The organism is Psychrobacter sp. Pi2-52 (genome assembly GCF_904846705.1).
Taxonomy (GTDB): Bacteria; Pseudomonadota; Gammaproteobacteria; order Pseudomonadales; family Moraxellaceae; genus Psychrobacter.
This window is the reverse complement of record NZ_CAJHBS010000003.1, coordinates 220,407-237,069: the sequence shown is the minus strand read 5'-3', so window position 1 is coordinate 237,069 and position 16,663 is coordinate 220,407. Positions and strand designations below refer to the sequence as shown.

12 protein-coding genes and 2 tRNA genes are annotated in these 16,663 nt (G+C 43.1%); 2 read left to right on the top strand and 12 right to left on the bottom strand.

Translation table 11 applies throughout. The features are described from left to right. On the top strand, window positions 1–1,036 hold a 1,036-nt coding region (locus tag JMY00_RS03320), incomplete at its 5' end, for an AMP-binding protein (RefSeq protein ID WP_201579116.1). Window positions 1,037–1,317: 281 nt separating this feature from the next. Here the strand turns inward: JMY00_RS03320 and JMY00_RS03315 are convergent. The 10 genes from JMY00_RS03315 to JMY00_RS03275 all read right to left on the bottom strand — a co-directional run bounded on the left by JMY00_RS03315 (window position 1,318) and on the right by JMY00_RS03275 (window position 12,521). Then, window positions 1,318–1,404 (bottom strand) — tRNA-Leu (locus JMY00_RS03315). A gap of 124 nt (window positions 1,405–1,528) precedes the next feature. Then, a tRNA-Cys gene (locus tag JMY00_RS03310) sits at window positions 1,529–1,602 on the bottom strand. Between the two features lie 181 nt (window positions 1,603–1,783). Continuing rightward, window positions 1,784–1,918 carry a putative transporter small subunit gene (locus JMY00_RS13590; protein ID WP_219621825.1) on the bottom strand — a complete coding sequence of 45 codons (135 nt, stop codon included), beginning with the start codon at window positions 1,916–1,918 and terminating at the stop codon, window positions 1,784–1,786. An 84-nt stretch (window positions 1,919–2,002) separates the two neighbouring features. Next, entirely contained in the window at window positions 2,003–3,652 is a 1,650-nt protein-coding gene (locus tag JMY00_RS03305) for a sodium:solute symporter family protein (protein WP_319823146.1), read from the bottom strand. A 785-nt stretch (window positions 3,653–4,437) separates the two neighbouring features. After that, a complete protein-coding gene (locus JMY00_RS03300; protein WP_240990635.1) occupies window positions 4,438–5,520 on the bottom strand; it encodes a formate dehydrogenase accessory sulfurtransferase FdhD in 1,083 nt (360 codons plus the stop codon). A 94-nt stretch (window positions 5,521–5,614) separates the two neighbouring features. Continuing rightward, window positions 5,615–7,936, bottom strand: coding sequence for an FdhF/YdeP family oxidoreductase (locus JMY00_RS03295; RefSeq protein WP_201579115.1), 2,322 nt, complete (start codon window positions 7,934–7,936; stop codon window positions 5,615–5,617). A gap of 215 nt (window positions 7,937–8,151) precedes the next feature. Continuing rightward, the gene (locus JMY00_RS03290) at window positions 8,152–8,946 is read right to left on the bottom strand and encodes an ABC transporter ATP-binding protein (protein ID WP_057759272.1); all 795 of its coding nucleotides are present in this window, start codon (window positions 8,944–8,946) and stop codon (window positions 8,152–8,154) included. Between the two features lie 64 nt (window positions 8,947–9,010). Further along, window positions 9,011–9,910, bottom strand: coding sequence for an ABC transporter permease (locus tag JMY00_RS03285; RefSeq protein WP_101204314.1), 900 nt, complete (start codon window positions 9,908–9,910; stop codon window positions 9,011–9,013). Between the two features lie 443 nt (window positions 9,911–10,353). Continuing rightward, window positions 10,354–11,394: an ABC transporter substrate-binding protein gene (locus tag JMY00_RS03280; protein ID WP_160020900.1), complete on the bottom strand. Its 1,041-nt coding sequence runs from the start codon at window positions 11,392–11,394 to the stop codon at window positions 10,354–10,356. A 77-nt stretch (window positions 11,395–11,471) separates the two neighbouring features. Continuing rightward, window positions 11,472–12,521, bottom strand: coding sequence for an ABC transporter substrate-binding protein (locus JMY00_RS03275; protein WP_201579114.1), 1,050 nt, complete (start codon window positions 12,519–12,521; stop codon window positions 11,472–11,474). 617 nt (window positions 12,522–13,138) lie between these two features. Here JMY00_RS03275 and JMY00_RS03270 point away from each other — a divergent pair. Further along, the gene (locus JMY00_RS03270; protein ID WP_201579113.1) at window positions 13,139–13,528 is read left to right on the top strand and encodes a hypothetical protein; all 390 of its coding nucleotides are present in this window, start codon (window positions 13,139–13,141) and stop codon (window positions 13,526–13,528) included. A 93-nt stretch (window positions 13,529–13,621) separates the two neighbouring features. Here the strand turns inward: JMY00_RS03270 and JMY00_RS03265 are convergent, their stop codons facing one another. Both JMY00_RS03265 and metG read right to left on the bottom strand, forming a co-directional pair. Beyond that, entirely contained in the window at window positions 13,622–14,188 is a 567-nt protein-coding gene (locus JMY00_RS03265) for a DUF2441 domain-containing protein (protein ID WP_201579112.1), read from the bottom strand. 18 nt (window positions 14,189–14,206) lie between these two features. Further along, complete coding sequence (gene metG, locus JMY00_RS03260; RefSeq protein WP_201579111.1) at window positions 14,207–16,306, bottom strand: methionine--tRNA ligase; 2,100 nt, start codon at window positions 16,304–16,306, stop codon at window positions 14,207–14,209. Window positions 16,307–16,663 lie beyond the last annotated feature (357 nt).

Sequence of the window (16,663 nt, the reverse complement as noted above, 5' to 3'; positions counted from 1 at the left end):
GCATCGCTCTTCTGTGCTACATGCGATGGCGTTATGCATGCCTGATGTCTCCGCGCTCTCTGCACAAGATGTTTTACTGCCAGTAGTACCGATGTTCCATGTCAATGCGTGGGGCACACCTTATGCAGCTGCCTTGACTGGTTGCTCTCTCATACTTCCTGGTCCAAATCTCGATGGTGATAGCTTAGTATCTCTCATCGATGATTGTCATGTCACGGTTGCTTTAGGCGTTCCAACGATTTGGCAAAGTCTATTGACCGCTGCCAAAGCCAGAGGTAGCAAGCTTGATAGTATGACCCGTACCATCGTGGGTGGAGCAGCTTGCCCACCATCGGTAATCAAAACCTTCAGAGAAGATTTTAATTGTGATGCGGTACACGGCTGGGGTATGACAGAAACCAGTCCACTTGGCACGATGAATCAAATAAAGGCCAAGCATAAATCACTGAGTAAAGATGAGATTAACGAATTACGCAACTCTCAAGGTCGCCCACCTTATGGCGTTCAGCTACGCCTCATAGATACTGATGAGCCGCTACAGCGAGTCGAAGAAGATGGTATGTCTCAAGGTCGCCTACAGATTAAAGGGCACTGGATCATCAATGATTATTACACAGAGAATCCTGATGCGATAACTGAAGACGGTTGGTTCGACACAGGTGATATTGCAACCATTGATGCCGATGGCTATATGAATATTCGGGATCGCTCAAAAGATTTGATTAAATCTGGTGGAGAGTGGATATCGTCAGTAGAGCTAGAAAACATCGCAGTCGCCCATCCGCAGGTAAGAATGGCGGCCGCTATTGCTGCAAAACATAAAAAATGGAGCGAACGTCCAGTACTGATTGTGGTGAAGGAGCCAGATTCAGAAATTGAAGAGTCGCAAGTACTGAGCTTTTACGAAGGTAAAATCGCCAGCTGGCAAATACCAGATAAAGTCATATTTGTAGATAACATTGTGCTGAATGGCGCTGGGAAAATGGTCAAAAAGGATTTGCGTGATGACTATGGCAACGTATTGTTGGATAGCTGATTTAGCTGTTAAAAGCAAAAATTGACAATGCTACTTGCCAAACCAAGTGTGTAGTCTAGTTAGATTTCTCTAAGAATAGTGGTATAGGTGAGTAGGGCGTTTGAGATGCTCGTCATCTATATCGCTCGTCATGATTATTTTAAATGAGCACTAAGAGATTCATGTACATCAGATGCATGGATTGGGATAGATAGAGCAGGACAGTATGGAACGCCAGATACAACAAAGCCCCTGATATCAGGGGCTTTAGCTGTTCTATAAGATAGTATAGGACTATGTAATGGTACCCGGAGCCGGACTTGAACCGGCACGCTATTGCTAGCGAGGGATTTTAAATCCCTTGTGTCTACCAATTTCACCACCCGGGCAAAACTTGTTTTATCTAACATGTAAACTAGCTGATAGACCATCTAGTTACTAGATAAGTGGTCGCTATTATAATCGGTTGTGATAATAATGCAAGCCAAAATTAACGTAAAGTTAATAAATAATTGGAGGCTGGAGTCGGAATCGAACCGGCGTTAACGGAGTTGCAGTCCGCTGCATGACCACTCTGCCATCCAGCCAATCAAGGTCGCCTATATTAGCAAAAATATAGTAAATTACAAGTCCTTTTTTCATTAAAAACAGCTTATTTATTATCTTATCTATATTTAGCCCCAATTTAGAAGCGTTTATACTGTTAATAGGCTTTTTCAAACTATTAGTAAACCAGTGTTTAATGATGATGGTTTAAGATATAGTGCGCTAAACTATATCTTTATTGTTACGTTTGGCACTTTTCACATCACGATAAGTGGCCGTGCAAATTAATACGAGTACGCCAAGAGTAATGGCGGGCCAAATTAAGATATATAAGCCGTAGATAAAAACGTTGTCCATGATATCTCCTTATAATATCGCTAAGTAAGTAGCGATTAGCCAAATACTTCTGGCCAATCGGCACTTGGATAAAGCGACTTTGATTTAAGATTTAAGTGACGATGGGATTTCCGACTTTTTATCGTAATTGCCCACACGCTGCTTAATTAAGTCGAAGTCGAAGTGTTCGTCTCCCATCAGGCTGATAATCACACAGACGACGGTACTAGCGCCGTAAGCTGTTAGAGAGGCTAGCAGGACCATATATTGACGTAAGAAGCCAGTAGCGAAGATAAGCATCAGCACTAGCGTGATAACTGCGGCGACCATGCCAATCTTACGACCTAAGAATCCAAAGACCATTAGCCCAATAACGACGGCTGCACCGACACTGGCCAGTATTTCAAAGAATAGGGCGGTGACACCAGTGATTGGGAGTAATTCGAAACGGGCAACGCAAAATAAGAGTAGTCCGACGATAACTGCTGAGGTAAAGGCAGTATTGGTGACGCGATTCCAAAACACACTGGCGATAACAGGGAAGACAATAGCCCCCCATAGTGCACCAACAAATACTAGCATGACGAGAATATCAAGCTTAAAGCTCGCAAAAATTAGTCCAGCTGCTGTCGCAACAATCATCGTGCCGCGACCAATTAGCATCATTGTTTTAGGTTTAACATGGCCTTTTTTGGCGATATTTTTACCGTAGACATCAGCCATCATAATGGTTGATAGCGCTGATAAATCTGAGTCAGCGGTCGAGGACAACGACCCAATCACTAAGATAAAGAATAAGGCGATAAAGACAGGATGCAGATAAGTACTGACCATTTGAGGAATGAGGTTATTCATATTGCCATCGAGTGGCTCCACGCCAATCGTCACAGCCATTAGTCCAATCATTCCAAGACCAATAACGATACCAGCATAGCCGACTGTAGCAGTGATAAACGTCGCTTTAATCTTAGTTTTATCAATCGCAAATAGGCGCTGAGTGATGGTTTGATTACCGATAGCATATGCTAATACAGCGACGAAGTAAGGCGCACCTTGTTGAAAGAATGCCTCAGAGGAGAAAAAGTTCTGCTGCTCTAACGTCAGGTTCGACAGCCCGCTGACCATAACCTCAGGGCCACCCATGCCAAATAACACGGCGGGAATAATGACAATGCCAATGGCCATTAGAGCGACCAACTGGGCGAAATCCGTAAAGACAGATGCTCGAAACCCTGATGTCAATGTATAACTCAGGACACCGATACCTGCGATCATTACCCCTGTTTGGAACGATAATGGCGACAGGACTGACACCAATGCCCCAGCAGCGGTAAAGTTGACCATCAAGCTAATTAAACTGCCCATAATATTGGATATGGCTAAGATTAATTGGCTTGATGAACCGTGGCGGGCATGAATCAGTTCACCTAGTGTATGGCCATCTGGTGCCAATTCACGAAAGCGCATACCAAAAGGGTAGATGAATAAAATCATCAATGCACCCCAAAAGCCATAATGTATCGGCCCTGATACGCCGTACTTATAGCCAGAGGTGGCCGCAGCGTAAAATGAGGCTGCCCAAATCCAAGTGGCGGTCATGCTGGCTGCACCCATACCAAAGCCAACACCGTGACCTGCGACCATAAATCCAGAAGTTGTCTCTTTATCTTTTTTGATTAATAAGGACAGTAAATAGGTGCCGCCATAAAATGCTAATAATAATAAAATAATCGTTAATGATGAAAATTGGAACAATGACTCAGTTTTCAAACTCAGACCTCGCAATTGTTAGTTGATGAATAAAGTTCAGCAAAAATGAAAGATACCAAACCATTAGGAATACAGCATAGCCTACACAGTCCTCATACCGAACGTATGTGGCTAATATAAATAGCGAAAATACCAACTGCAGTGGTAAGCAAATGCTAAGTGTTACGCCCAAATCTTAATGAGACAGATACTGTCAAATCAAAAAGACAGGGACTACTTTCAATAGGCGTCAGTTAATGGGTAAACCATCACGCTATTAATAGGCATACACAAAGGTAGCTACATGCTAAAGAAAACTCATGTGATGAGTGTCTATAGCGGAATTACGAATAAGCACTAAGCCATGATAAAATGACCCGAACTCGATTTAGACAGCCTTATTAGCTGTAATAAACAATAGCTGAGAAATCTCTACTCATCTATTGCGATTGATGTGTTACTAAGCGGCATTAATAAATAAAACTACATATTTGTTAAGTGCCTGTAACATATTTGCGCGATAAGAGTAACCTATTATGTCACTAACCTCAAACATTATCCGATATTTACCAGACAATGACCGCAGATGACATATAAGTATTTGTTTAAAGAGATTCAATGATATTTTTAATAAGCCATTGAAAAAATAGGACTTTATTATGAGCAGCATCAAGTGATATATCATTATGAGCAAAATTTCACCTATGAATGATTAGCTGAAGTTTTCATTAGAAAGAAATAGATGATGGGCGATAGATGGGTGCTCTCAATGAACAAGTAGACGTGAATTTTTATATATTATCTTGTTTGGTGTAGTAAGTGACTCGGTTATCACGTAAAAATCCAGCCAATCCAAGACCATAACGCTCAGCCACGCGCACGGCTGTACTGGTGGGTGCTGACATGCCAACTAGCCATGGGATTTGACTTCGAATAGACTTTTGAACCAGTTCAATAGAGAGACGCGAAGTCATAAGCACACAGCTAACGTCTGCTTTTTGGCGTAATTGCCAACCGATGAGTTTATCAAGTGCATTATGGCGGCCTACATCTTCGAATAAATGTAGCTGCTGATTATGTATCGTCGCTGCGGCATGTACCGCACCTGTCAGTTGATGCGTATGTTGCGCGGCATCCACTTGTTGACGCAGTGCCAATAGGGAGTCAAGACTTGGTGCGCTCGTTTGAATGCCATTTATACCTGTCTGTCGGTTATGTTCATGGTGTAAATGGTCTTGTGAGTAAGTACTTAAATCAGGCAAAGCTTGCGTTAGTCCAGTAATACCGCACATACCGCAGCCTGTACGCCCTGCGAGCTGCCGCTTTTGTGCCTGTATACGTTGATGGCAGCGTTGGCTCAATACCAACTCCACGACATAGATATCGTAATCTTGAAATCGTTCTAAGCTTTGCTCAATTGATACTGAGTCAAGATCTTCGTCACTCGAATCTTGAACGAACTTCTGGTAGCTAGCGATATCTGCAAGGTGAGTCACTTCCCAGTCGAGTAACTCGTGACTGTATTGAATTAATCCTTCGCTAAATAAGAACCCAACAGCCAAATACTCTAACTGATGAGGACTAGCCATCAGCACAGCATAATGAATCCCATTAATAATGATAGAGACCGCAGCTTCGACTGCTAAGCTGGTGGTCTGAGATTCGATTTGAAGGTGAGAGTCATTATTAGGGTTGCTAATAACTGACGGGTAATGATGCTTTTGTGCTAAGTGACTACGAGCAATTGGTGTCTCTGACAACCTATTATCGTTAGGTGATTTAGGTACAACTCTCTTAATGTCGGTTGAGTTATCTATCATAGCGGGGCCGATAAGAGCCTCACTTTGTTCAGCATTATTTTCAATGGTTATCACGATTTATTATGGCCTAAAATTATGAGTGTGCTTATAGTCATATAGAGGTAGAGCCAATGAAAAAGTCATTCTCATTAGCTCTCCGCAGTATGATTTACGCAGGCGTAGCTATCGATGTATTTGCCTCTACGCGCTCTAAAACGACGGTCGTCGATTTGTACGCTGGGATATGAGAGTCTGGCGCATGTGTCTCTAAATCAAAGAGGTCGTTGCACTCAGGATAGTAAGCAGCGACAGCGTTAGAGGCAATATCCATCTCGCTCAATACCAATGGGCCTAATACGCGCGGTTGCTCTAGGCTGTCTTTGGCACGCTGGCGAGTGACCATAACACGGTCACCTTTTTGCCAACCTAAACGACTTATTTCATCAGGGTGCATGAATAGCACATCACGGCGATCCGTCTGACGATAGCGGTCTTTAAACCCAAAAATCATAGTGTTGAATTGGTCATGGCTACGGACACTGGTCAACTGCCAAACTTTTTGTGCTGTATCTGCATGCTCATCGATATCGTTTGCGGCTGCCATTTGTGCTGCGACAAAAGTAATCGGATATTGCGGTACTTCAAACTGAGCTTTGCCGCTCTCGGTATTCCATACACGATGACGCGCCGCATGATACAAATGAAAGCCACGCTCAGAGGTGCGAATACGCTGATTAAAGTCTTCAAATCCGTTAATAGCTTGAGCGATATAGTCTCGAATAATATCGAAATCCTCACTCATCGCCAACCAAGGAATAGACGAGTCGGCGCCGAGTACATGAGTCGCGATATCCGCTACGATTTGCGCTTCAGATTTTAGAGTATCACTAACAGGTTTGAGCTTACCTTGAGTAGGTACGATCTGACACATAGAGTCTTCGATAGTGGCAAATTGCTCACCCTTTGTTGTGACAATACGCTCGGTACGGCCTAAGCAAGGTAGGATCAAATTATTAGCACCGGGGTATAGCATGGTCTCATTGAGCTTAGTACCGACAAATATATTAAGCTGAGTAGTGGTTAAGGCTTGCTCAATAGCGCTGGTATCAGGGGCAGCCACTGCGTAGTTACCACCCATGCCCATAAAGACTTTCAATTTACCTGCGATAAGAGCCTTGGCACCTGTGACGACATCGTAGCCATGTTCTTGTGGCATAGGGTGCTTAAACACACGCTCTAAACTGTCTAGTAAGCTTTTGCTAGGACGCTCATGGATACCCATAGTGCGATCGCCCTGTACGTTGGAGTGCCCACGTACTGGGGATGCACCAGCGCCGTCGATACCAATCATACCCATCAGCAGGAGCAAGTTGGTAATCATCGCCACATTGTCATCACCCTGTACATGCTGAGTAATGCCCATGCCCCAAGTGCAAATCGTTGCTGGACTATCAGCTACCAGCTCAGCGAGATTGATAATATCTGTCTGAGAAATACCGCAGCCAAGTGTGATATCTGACCATGATTGCTCTGTTAGCCACTGTTTTAGAGGTTCAAAGCCTGAAGTATGAGTGGTAATAAACTCATGATTTATTTTATCGTTTTCGATTAACCACTTGGCAATGCCAGTCAATAGCGCTGCATCACCGCCGATTTGAATTTGAACAACATCATCGACCATGTCAGCGCTTTGACCAGCTGCCATGTGAGTTGGTTTTTGCGGATTTCTAAACTTACTCAGGCCTTGCTCACGCATCGGGTTGATTGAGATGATTCGACAGCCTTGCTCATGCGCATGGGCGAGCATCTCTAGCATACGTGGATGGTTAGTCGCTGGGTTTTGCCCAAACATTAATATCAACTTGGCCTGCTCAAAGTCTTCTAGCATCACAGTCGCTTTACCAATACCTAGCTGTCTGCTTAGCATTACTGAGGTTGGCTCGTGACACATGTTTGAGCAATCAGGCAAATTATTGGTACCAAAGCAGCGTACGAATAACTGAAATAAGAAGGCGGGCTCATTGGTCACACGGCCTGATGTATAAAATAATGCCTCATCCGGTGAATCTAGCTGTCCTAACTGTTCAGCGATTATGCTGTAAGCAGCTTCCCAAGGGATAGGAACATAGCGATCTTGCGCCGCATCGTAATACATCGGCTCTGATAAACGACCACTATGCTCCAGCTCGTAACCAGTCCAGCCCTGTAGCTCAGTGACGGTATGTCTCGCAAAAAACTCGGCATCTGCTTTGTGGGTCATGGTCTCACTGGCAATGACTTTAATGCCGTTTTCACAGACATCGATGGCTTTGTGTGACTTATGGTCAGGCCAAGCACAGCCTGGGCAGTCAAATCCGCCTTGGGGCTGATTACTTTTAAATACACTTATACCGCCGCGCAAAAATGTCTTATAGTCCATTAGCTTTTGGGTAGAGGAGATCAGCGCAGGCCAACCAGCAGCAGGGTGGGAGTAGATAGGAATTTTGCGCATGACAGACCTCATATAGTAAGTGACAACAGCGAAGCTTTGATAGACGACAACTATATAATGGTCAGTAAAAAGTTCATATGATCATTAACTATAGATAACAAAAAACCTCCAAGAAAAATCAATTTTCTTGAAGGTTTTTGAGGTTGTCGAAAATGGTTGTATCCGACAGGTACAAATTTATAAGTCGTAAGTCATTAGCAGTATTAGCTCAAAACTTAGCTTAAAATCAAACTGTCATCCTCAACTTTTTCGCCACGTGTTTGCTCGAACATATCAAGTAGGTCATGTACAGTCATGCCTTTGCGAATGTCACCAGCCACATCTAACACGACTTGACCCTGATGCAGCATAACGGTGCGTGTACCATGTGCCAATGCTTGTTGCATTGAGTGGGTGACCATCATCGTAGTCAGCTTATTGTCCGTGACAATCTTATCAGTCAATTCTAAGACAAACGCCGCAGTCTTTGGATCGAGAGCTGCAGTATGCTCATCAAGTAGCAAGATTTTAGAAGGCTGCAATGATGCCATTAGCAGACTTACTGCCTGACGTTGACCACCAGAGAGTAGACCCATACGATCGGTTAGACGATTTTCTAAACCTAACTTTAAAACGGATAGTTTTTCTCGGAACAAATCACGGTTATTCTGGTTCAATGCAAACTTCAGACCGCGATTACCGCCGCGTTTGTAGGCCAAAGCCATATTTTCTTCAATCGTGAGCGCTTCACAAGTCCCCGCCATCGGATCCTGAAAGACACGAGCAACCCAATGCGCGCGTTGATGAGCAGATTTCTTAGTTACATCAATGCCATTTAGCAAGATTGAGCCACTATCGACGCGCGTCGTACCGCTTACGGCGTTCAAAAAAGTAGATTTACCTGCGCCATTGGTACCGATGACAGTGACAAATTCACCATCAGCAATGTTTAAGCTGATACCACGTAGGGCAGGGTTTTCGATAGGCGTGCCTGGGTTAAAGGTCAGCCGTAAATCGGTGGCTTGCATCATAATCGTTATTCCTTATTATCTCTTCAAGCGAAGCAAGTGTTATAAACACCTGCTTTGACTGTCATTAGGCGCGAACTTTGCGTGATAAAAACTTGGTTTTCGCTTTTGGCAATACCAAGGCTAGTACCACGAGCAGTGCAGTAATCAAGTTCAAATCCTGTGGACCAAAGCCGATACTACGTAGCGTATCGCTTGATAGTGCGACCTGAATAAACAGTTTGTACAATACCGCGCCGACAACAACGGCAAAGGTGATCAGCCAAATACGCTTGGCAGGAATGATCGTCTCACCGATGATGACTGCTGCTAGACCAATGACGATCGTACCGATACCAATCGAGATGTCCGCGCCGCCCTGAGTCTGGACGAACAGCGCACCTGCTAGGGCAATCAAACCGTTGGAAATCGCCATACCGATGATGGTCATCCACGAAGTATTGATACCTTGCGCCTGTGCCATTCTTAGGTTTGAGCCAGTAGCGCGCATCGACAGACCTGTCTCAGTGCTATAGAACCAGTTCAAAAATAACATAGCAGCTGCGACAACGACACCGATAATCAAGCAACGCATCCAATAACCATTACCATCAGTCACCAAGGTGCTAAACACTGTGGTTTCACCAAGCAGGGGTAGGTTTGGCGCGCCCATGATGCGTAGGTTGACAGAATATAAGGCAACCATGACCAAGATACTGGCAAGCAGCTGCAAAATGCCAAGTTTGACATGCAACCATGCCGTGACGATACCAGCGACTGAACCTGCTAACATCCCAAAAGCACAGGCCAACCATGGGTTGATACCAGCGATGATAGAAATACCAGCGACTGCGCCCCCTAACGGAAAACTACCGTCAGCGGTCAAATCAGGGAAGTCGAGCGTACGAAATGAGATAAGCACACCGAGTGCTACTAGGCCATAAATCAGACCACTTTCAAGCGCACCAAAAAAAGCAATTAAAGACATAAGAGATCAGTAAGTCATAACCAAGTGTCTAGCGTATGGTACCAAGATAATTAAATGGCAATTGCCAAAATCATCTACCTGCTAAACAGCTAAGCGGTGAATTTAACAGATTAAGCAATCTGCGGTTAGGGTAAACCAAAACATATCACGATTAACAGCGATCATAAGCTACCTTGGTTTGAAGCGATGGTTCAAGGCACTGCAATGTAATCAATAGACCTATCCTCTACTCAACAAGTATCAGATAAATGGCCAGACAAATACAGTACTATTAAGCACGCTTGCAAAAAAAAGACTCTGTTTAGACAAGAAGCCCAGCCTAATGACTCATAGCTGGGTTTCTTATTTAATCATTAGCTGTATATTTAAGGTATACAACACAGTATCAAGTAGTGTCGCTTTCCTATTTATACCTGCTATTGTGAGCCAAATACAAAGGTGCGTTATTCTACCACTTCTTTAGCTTTATCGATAACCGCTTGTGGCAACGTGATGCCTTCTTCTTTAGCGTGTTTTGGACTGACGTATAGATCAAGCGCTTGTGGAGTGTAAACAGGGATAGCACCTGCTTTTTCACCGTTTAAGATACGTACGACAATTTTACCAGTTTCACGGCCAAGCTCATAGTAGTTCACGCCTAGAGCAGCAACAGCACCGCGCTCAACTGAGCTAGTGTCTGAGGCAATGAGAGGAATCTTACTTTGTTTGGCGATTTGATAAAGTGACTCGTACGCTGATACCACGTTGTTGTCAGTTGAAGTATAGATCATATCGACCTTACCTTCGAGACTACGGGCTGCCATCGCGATGTCGTTACTACGCTGTGCAGGCGCTTCTAATACATTGATACCGAGTGGTGTTAGCTTCTCTTTTAGATTTTTTAAGATAATCGTTGAGTTGACTTCACCTGGGCTATAGACATAACCGACGTTCTTTAATGATGGAATGATTTGACGCATCAAATCAATCTGTGGCTCATACGGTAGGGCATCTGATGCGCCTGTGACGTTGGTGCCAGAGCCATCTAGCTTAGGTACCAGTTTTGCGGCTACTGGATCAGTAACTGCTGAGAATACCAACGGAATGCTGCTAGTAGAAGCGGCAACAGACTGCGCAGATGGTGTTGCAATAGCGACGATAACGTCTGGTGCATCAGCGACAAATTGCTTAGCAATCTGACCAGCAGTAGCAGTGTTTCCTTGCGCGCTTTGGAAGTTAACCGTTAAGTTTTCACCGTCCTTGAAGCCTGCTTCGTTTAGCTCGTCGATAACACCTTTACGTACATCATCAAGCGCCGGATGTTCGACGATAGCGGTAATAGCAACGGTCTTCATAGCTGTCGCTGCGTCACCACTAGCGGCAGCATCCGTGGAGCCATCATCTTGCGCTGATTGGTTACAACCAGTCAAGATAGCAGTACATACACCGCCTAATAATAAAGCCTTACCAAAATTAAAACGACCAAAACGATTTTGAGACAACATGGGTCTTACTCCTAAAATAATAGTGTGTCCGTACACTATATAAATAATTGACGAGCTAATAGATAGCTTACTACTTTTTATTTGGTTTCGGCATCAATATCAACATTGATGGCGTTTTTTAGTAACTCTGCTGGCAAGCTGACACCTTGTGTTTTGGCATGCTTAGGACTGACATATAGGGTCAGATCATTCATGACTTCAGGTTTGATGGTGTTGACCGCTTCGCCGTTTAATACGCGATATACCATCTTGCCAGTGGTACGACCAAAGTCATAGTCATTAACACCAAGCGCAGCAGTCGCGCCGCGTTTTACACTGAATTCGTCAGACGCGATAATTGGTAACTTGAGCTCATTTGCTGCTTGAGTCATGGCCTCAAAGGCAGACGCAACATTATTGTCAAATGAGGTATAAATAATATCTGCGCGTCCTTGCAAGCTGCGTGTCGCCATACCGATATCCGTTGGACGATTGGCAGGAATGTCTAATAGTGACAGACCTCGTGCTGGCAGCGCTTGTTTTAGGTTCTCACGCAATGACACTGAGTTTGCTTCCCCTGGGCTATAGACATAACCGATGGTCTTTAAGTCAGGTTTTATCTGCTGCAACAAATCCAACTGCGGCTCTAGTGGTAATTGGCTTGATAGTCCAGTCAAGTTGCTTTGAAAAGGCTTGCTATCTGCCGTAATGAGCTTGGCACCCAATGGATCTGATACAGCGGTGTAGATAATAGGGATAGTGGTGGTCGCGGCTACTACTGACTGCGCAGAAGGCGTTGAGATTGCTACGATCGCATCAGGGTTGTCTCCTGCAAATTGCTTGGCAATCTGTCCAGCAGTCGCTGTGTTACCTTGCGCACTTTGAAAGTTAACAGTTAGATTTTGACCTTCGACATAACCATTATCTGCCAATTCATCAATAATACCGCGGCGCATATCATCTAATGATGGATGCTCAACGATTTGAGTAATGGCAATTGATTTGGCAGGTTTGTCTGTAGCCGTGCTATTTTCAGCAGTCGCTGCGGTCTCGGTAGAGGAGTTTGAGCAGCCGATTAGTCCAAGTGTGCTAATGGCACTAAGAGCAACGCCATATAGGCTTAAGCGTAGAGTAGAAGCGATAGTCATTATTAGGTTAACTCATAGGTTATATCAATCGCGAAAACCAAATGGATATCGCCAGACTGACTGAGCCTACTAACTTATATAGTAGTCATTTTGCTCATCTGTTTGGTGTACTTTGGTTTTTTGCCATGATATTGAAGAATGCAGATTAGCCAAGTCAATGCTATATTGATGCTGAGATAGCAGGCTAACAGTTAAATAAAGTAATCGTTCCATCGATTATTATGTTCATATTATGACAGTAATGTAAGTTATCGCAATAAAAAATTGTTTTGTGGCGGTCATGGTGATGGATAATAAAAAAATCATCACTTCTTTTTATCTTATTAAGACGCGTGATGTATTGAAGCTCTTATGTATATCTAATATAACAGAAGCCGCTAGGGTACTTTTGTTTGCTCAAACCATATGCAAAAGGCTTACATCCTAGCAACGCACCTATTACGTACTCACTTCATAATTAACGTAAGCTAATTTTCATACGAGAAACATGATAATTCTAGAGATAATCCAGTCATTTGGATGACATTGTGCTGAATAGTGGATATGAAATAGACTCTATCATTTATCTAACTTTTTCAAATGACCATTTTTCGAATGACTATTTTGAGGATAATATTATGAACACTGCTAATCTTAAATTATTAACCATCGCCGGTATCACTGCTACTTCTTTGATTGGATTGCCTGCTATGGCAAAAGATGGTCATGGAAACGGGCACGGTAATAGCAAAGGTAACTCTGCCCATGTTAGTAAAAACTATAAGCATAGTGGCAACGCCTACCCAAGTATTAACGCTTATCGCAATGCCAGCCCGAATGCTTCGTTTAAGCGTGATCTTGATAGATACGGTTATAGAGTAGTCGGCAAGATTGATAGAAGGGATTATGACCGCTCTATCGTTTTAGATCGTTATGATGACCGTTACGTTCGTATTCGTACGCCAGAAAATAACATTGTGACGGTGATTAATGATACATTGCAGATTATCGATATTTTGAGTAGATAAGTATCAGGCTTGGTTTTTAGCCATTTGCTAAATCAGTCATAAAAAAAGATGCCACTTAGGGCATCTTTTTTGAAATGATGTTAATGATAATATCTAGACTTTGTTACCAATAACTGCAGGCAAAGGTATAACAGCTTCTAGTTTACAGTTATTGCTTTTGTCACCTGACCAATATTTACGAGCCATTTCATACGTACCAATAACAGAGCCGCCTAAGTAAAGTAGTTTTTGATCTGCTATAAAAGCATTTTCGATTTCTACCTCGAATATAGAATGTTTATCGCCTAAAAACGAATTAAATTCTCTTGCATCATCTAAGTTACACCATGCAAACATTGACTGCAGGCGAGAAGGAAGTTGAGGAAACTCATTTCGACGGACAAGCTCAAATACGGCTTCAATCATTGGTGTTGTGGGAGCTAATGGTAAAGGTTCCCTTGTCATATTTTTAAAAATAACTAGACACTCTTTGATTAAATATTGTATACCATGAAATGATAAACCTTCAGGGTAAAGCTGTTCTATTCTAGCGATTGCATCTTCTTCATCATATATATCTTGAACAGTCCATATTTTATGGTCAGAATAGTTTTTTTGAAGCGAAAAGACCATATTTTGATCTATATTATTTGAGCGATCAACTGTATAGAACTTTGACAAGTTTACATCCTTCTAGTATTAGGCGAGTACGTCGCCAACAACACAAGCATCTGGCAAGGTAACGACTGTTAAGCCTGTCTTTGGCTCGCCAGTTGACAATACCATGCCTTCTGATACGCCAAATTTCATCTTACGCGGAGCAAGGTTGGTCACGCAAATGACTTTCTTATTAATCAATTGCTCAGGCTCATAGAACTTACGAATTCCGCTAAATACGTTACGTGGCTTATCTTCACCAACATCGAGCGTGAACTGTAGTAGCTTATCAGCACCTTCTACATGGTTACACTCTAAGACGTGTGCGACTTTCATCTCAACTTTGGCAAAGTCTTCGATACCAATATAGTCAATTTGCTCGGCATCAGTATTAGCGTCTGTTGCAGGTGTTTTGTCTTTTGCGGCAGGCTTGCTACTTTCAGTCGCAGCAGGAGCATCTGCTTGAGTTAATGATGCTTTAGAATCTTCTACCATCGCTTCAATATCTTTTTCTTCGATACGTTGCATTAGTGGTTTGAATTTATTGATTTTATGACCTAGTAACCACTCATTACGACTGGCAAAGCTTAAATCATCAAGATTTAAGAACGCTTTAGCATTATTAGTTAGCTCAGGCAATACTGGTGCTAGATAGACCATCAATTGACGGAAGATATTGATAGCGACCGAGCAGACGTCTTGAACCTCTTGCTCAGTACCCTCCAACTTCGCTAGTGACCATGGTTTTTTGGCATCGATATATTCGTTGGCTTTGTCCGCACATTGCATGATTAAACGCATAGCACGCGAGAATTCACGATTCTCATAGGCAGCAGCAATCTCATCGCCCGTTTTGGTAATGTCTTCTAATAGCTCTGACTCGACGCAAATTTCTGACAGCATGCCGTCGTACTTCTTAACCAAGAACCCTGCACTACGACTGGCGATATTGACGACTTTACCAACCAAGTCAGAGTTGACCTTTTGCATAAAGTCTTCTAAGTCTAAGTTAATGTCTTCAACTTTATCAGACAGTTTGCTGGCAAAGTAATAACGCAGATATTCAGGATGTAAGTGCTCAGCATACGTCTCGGCTTTGATAAAAGTACCGCGTGACTTACTCATTTTTTCGCCATTGACCATCAAGAAACCATGGGCAAAGACGCCAGTTGGCGTGCGTAACTCACTACCAGCTAACATGGCTGGCCAAAACAAGGCATGGAAGTAAACGATGTCTTTGCCGATAAAGTGATAAACTTCAGTTTTGTGCTCGTTTTCTTGTGCCCAGTAGCGGTCAAAATCAAGCGCTTGGTCTGTTCCTGCACGCTTATCACAGAGGTTTTTAAAGCTTGCCATGTAGCCAACTGGCGCATCGAGCCACACATAAAAGTATTTGTCTGGCTCATCGCTTGGGGTATCTGGAATTTGAAAGCCGAAGTAGGGCGCATCGCGTGAGATATCCCAGCTGGCAAGTCCTGCCTCAAACCATTCTTGCAATTTATTAGCCACTGACGTTTGCAAACGGTTGTCACTGCGCGTCCAGTCTTTTAGGAACTGTTCAAACTCTGGCAAATCAAAGAAATAGTGCTTAGAGGTTTTGAGTACAGGCGTTGCATTAGACAGTGTCGAATGCGGGTCTTTTAGATCCGTTGCATCGTAAGTGGTGCCACATACTTCACAGTTATCGCCGTACTGGTCTGGTGAATCACACTCTGGACAAGTACCTTTGACAAATCGATCGGCTAGAAACAATTGCTTTTCAGGATCAAACAGCTGCTCGACATCTTTTGTGCTGATATGACCAGCATCATTTAAACGACGATAAATCAGCTCAGAGAACTGTTTGTTTTCTTCTGAATGGGTGCTGTGGTAGTTATCAAAGTTGATAAGGAACTTTGAAAAATCCGCTTCATGTGAGGCTTTAACTGAGGCAATTTGCTCTTCTGGCGTTACGCCATTGGCCTCTGCTTTGAGCATGATTGCCGTACCGTGTGCATCATCCGCGCAGACATAGGTGACCTGATGGCCTTGCGCTTTCATCGCACGTACCCAAATGTCAGTCTGAATATATTCTACAAGATGCCCCAAATGGATATAGCCATTGGCGTAGGGCAGCGCACTGGTTACTAGAATCTCACGCACAAAATCACCTATATTTTTATATAAACGGGTTAGTTATCGAACATCTCAAGCGGTTCATCGCTCATCGATGCGACATCGTTAATGCTAAAAACTTCTAAAAATAATAAAAATTCAAAAAGTGTGCCTATGATACCGTAAATCAAATAAATTTGTGATATTCCTTGGTAATTACTTCTCATTTGGCAAGCACTAATTAACCACAAACAATAGCCTTGCATTGAATCTGGTCATTATAGATTAGTTATCAATCAGCCATGAAAAAACCCACCGAGCAGTATGCTAAGTGGGTTTTTTATTTATCTATTATTCGCTTAGATACCAGTGGTTAGTCACAATAAATGGCTAAATGGCTAAGCT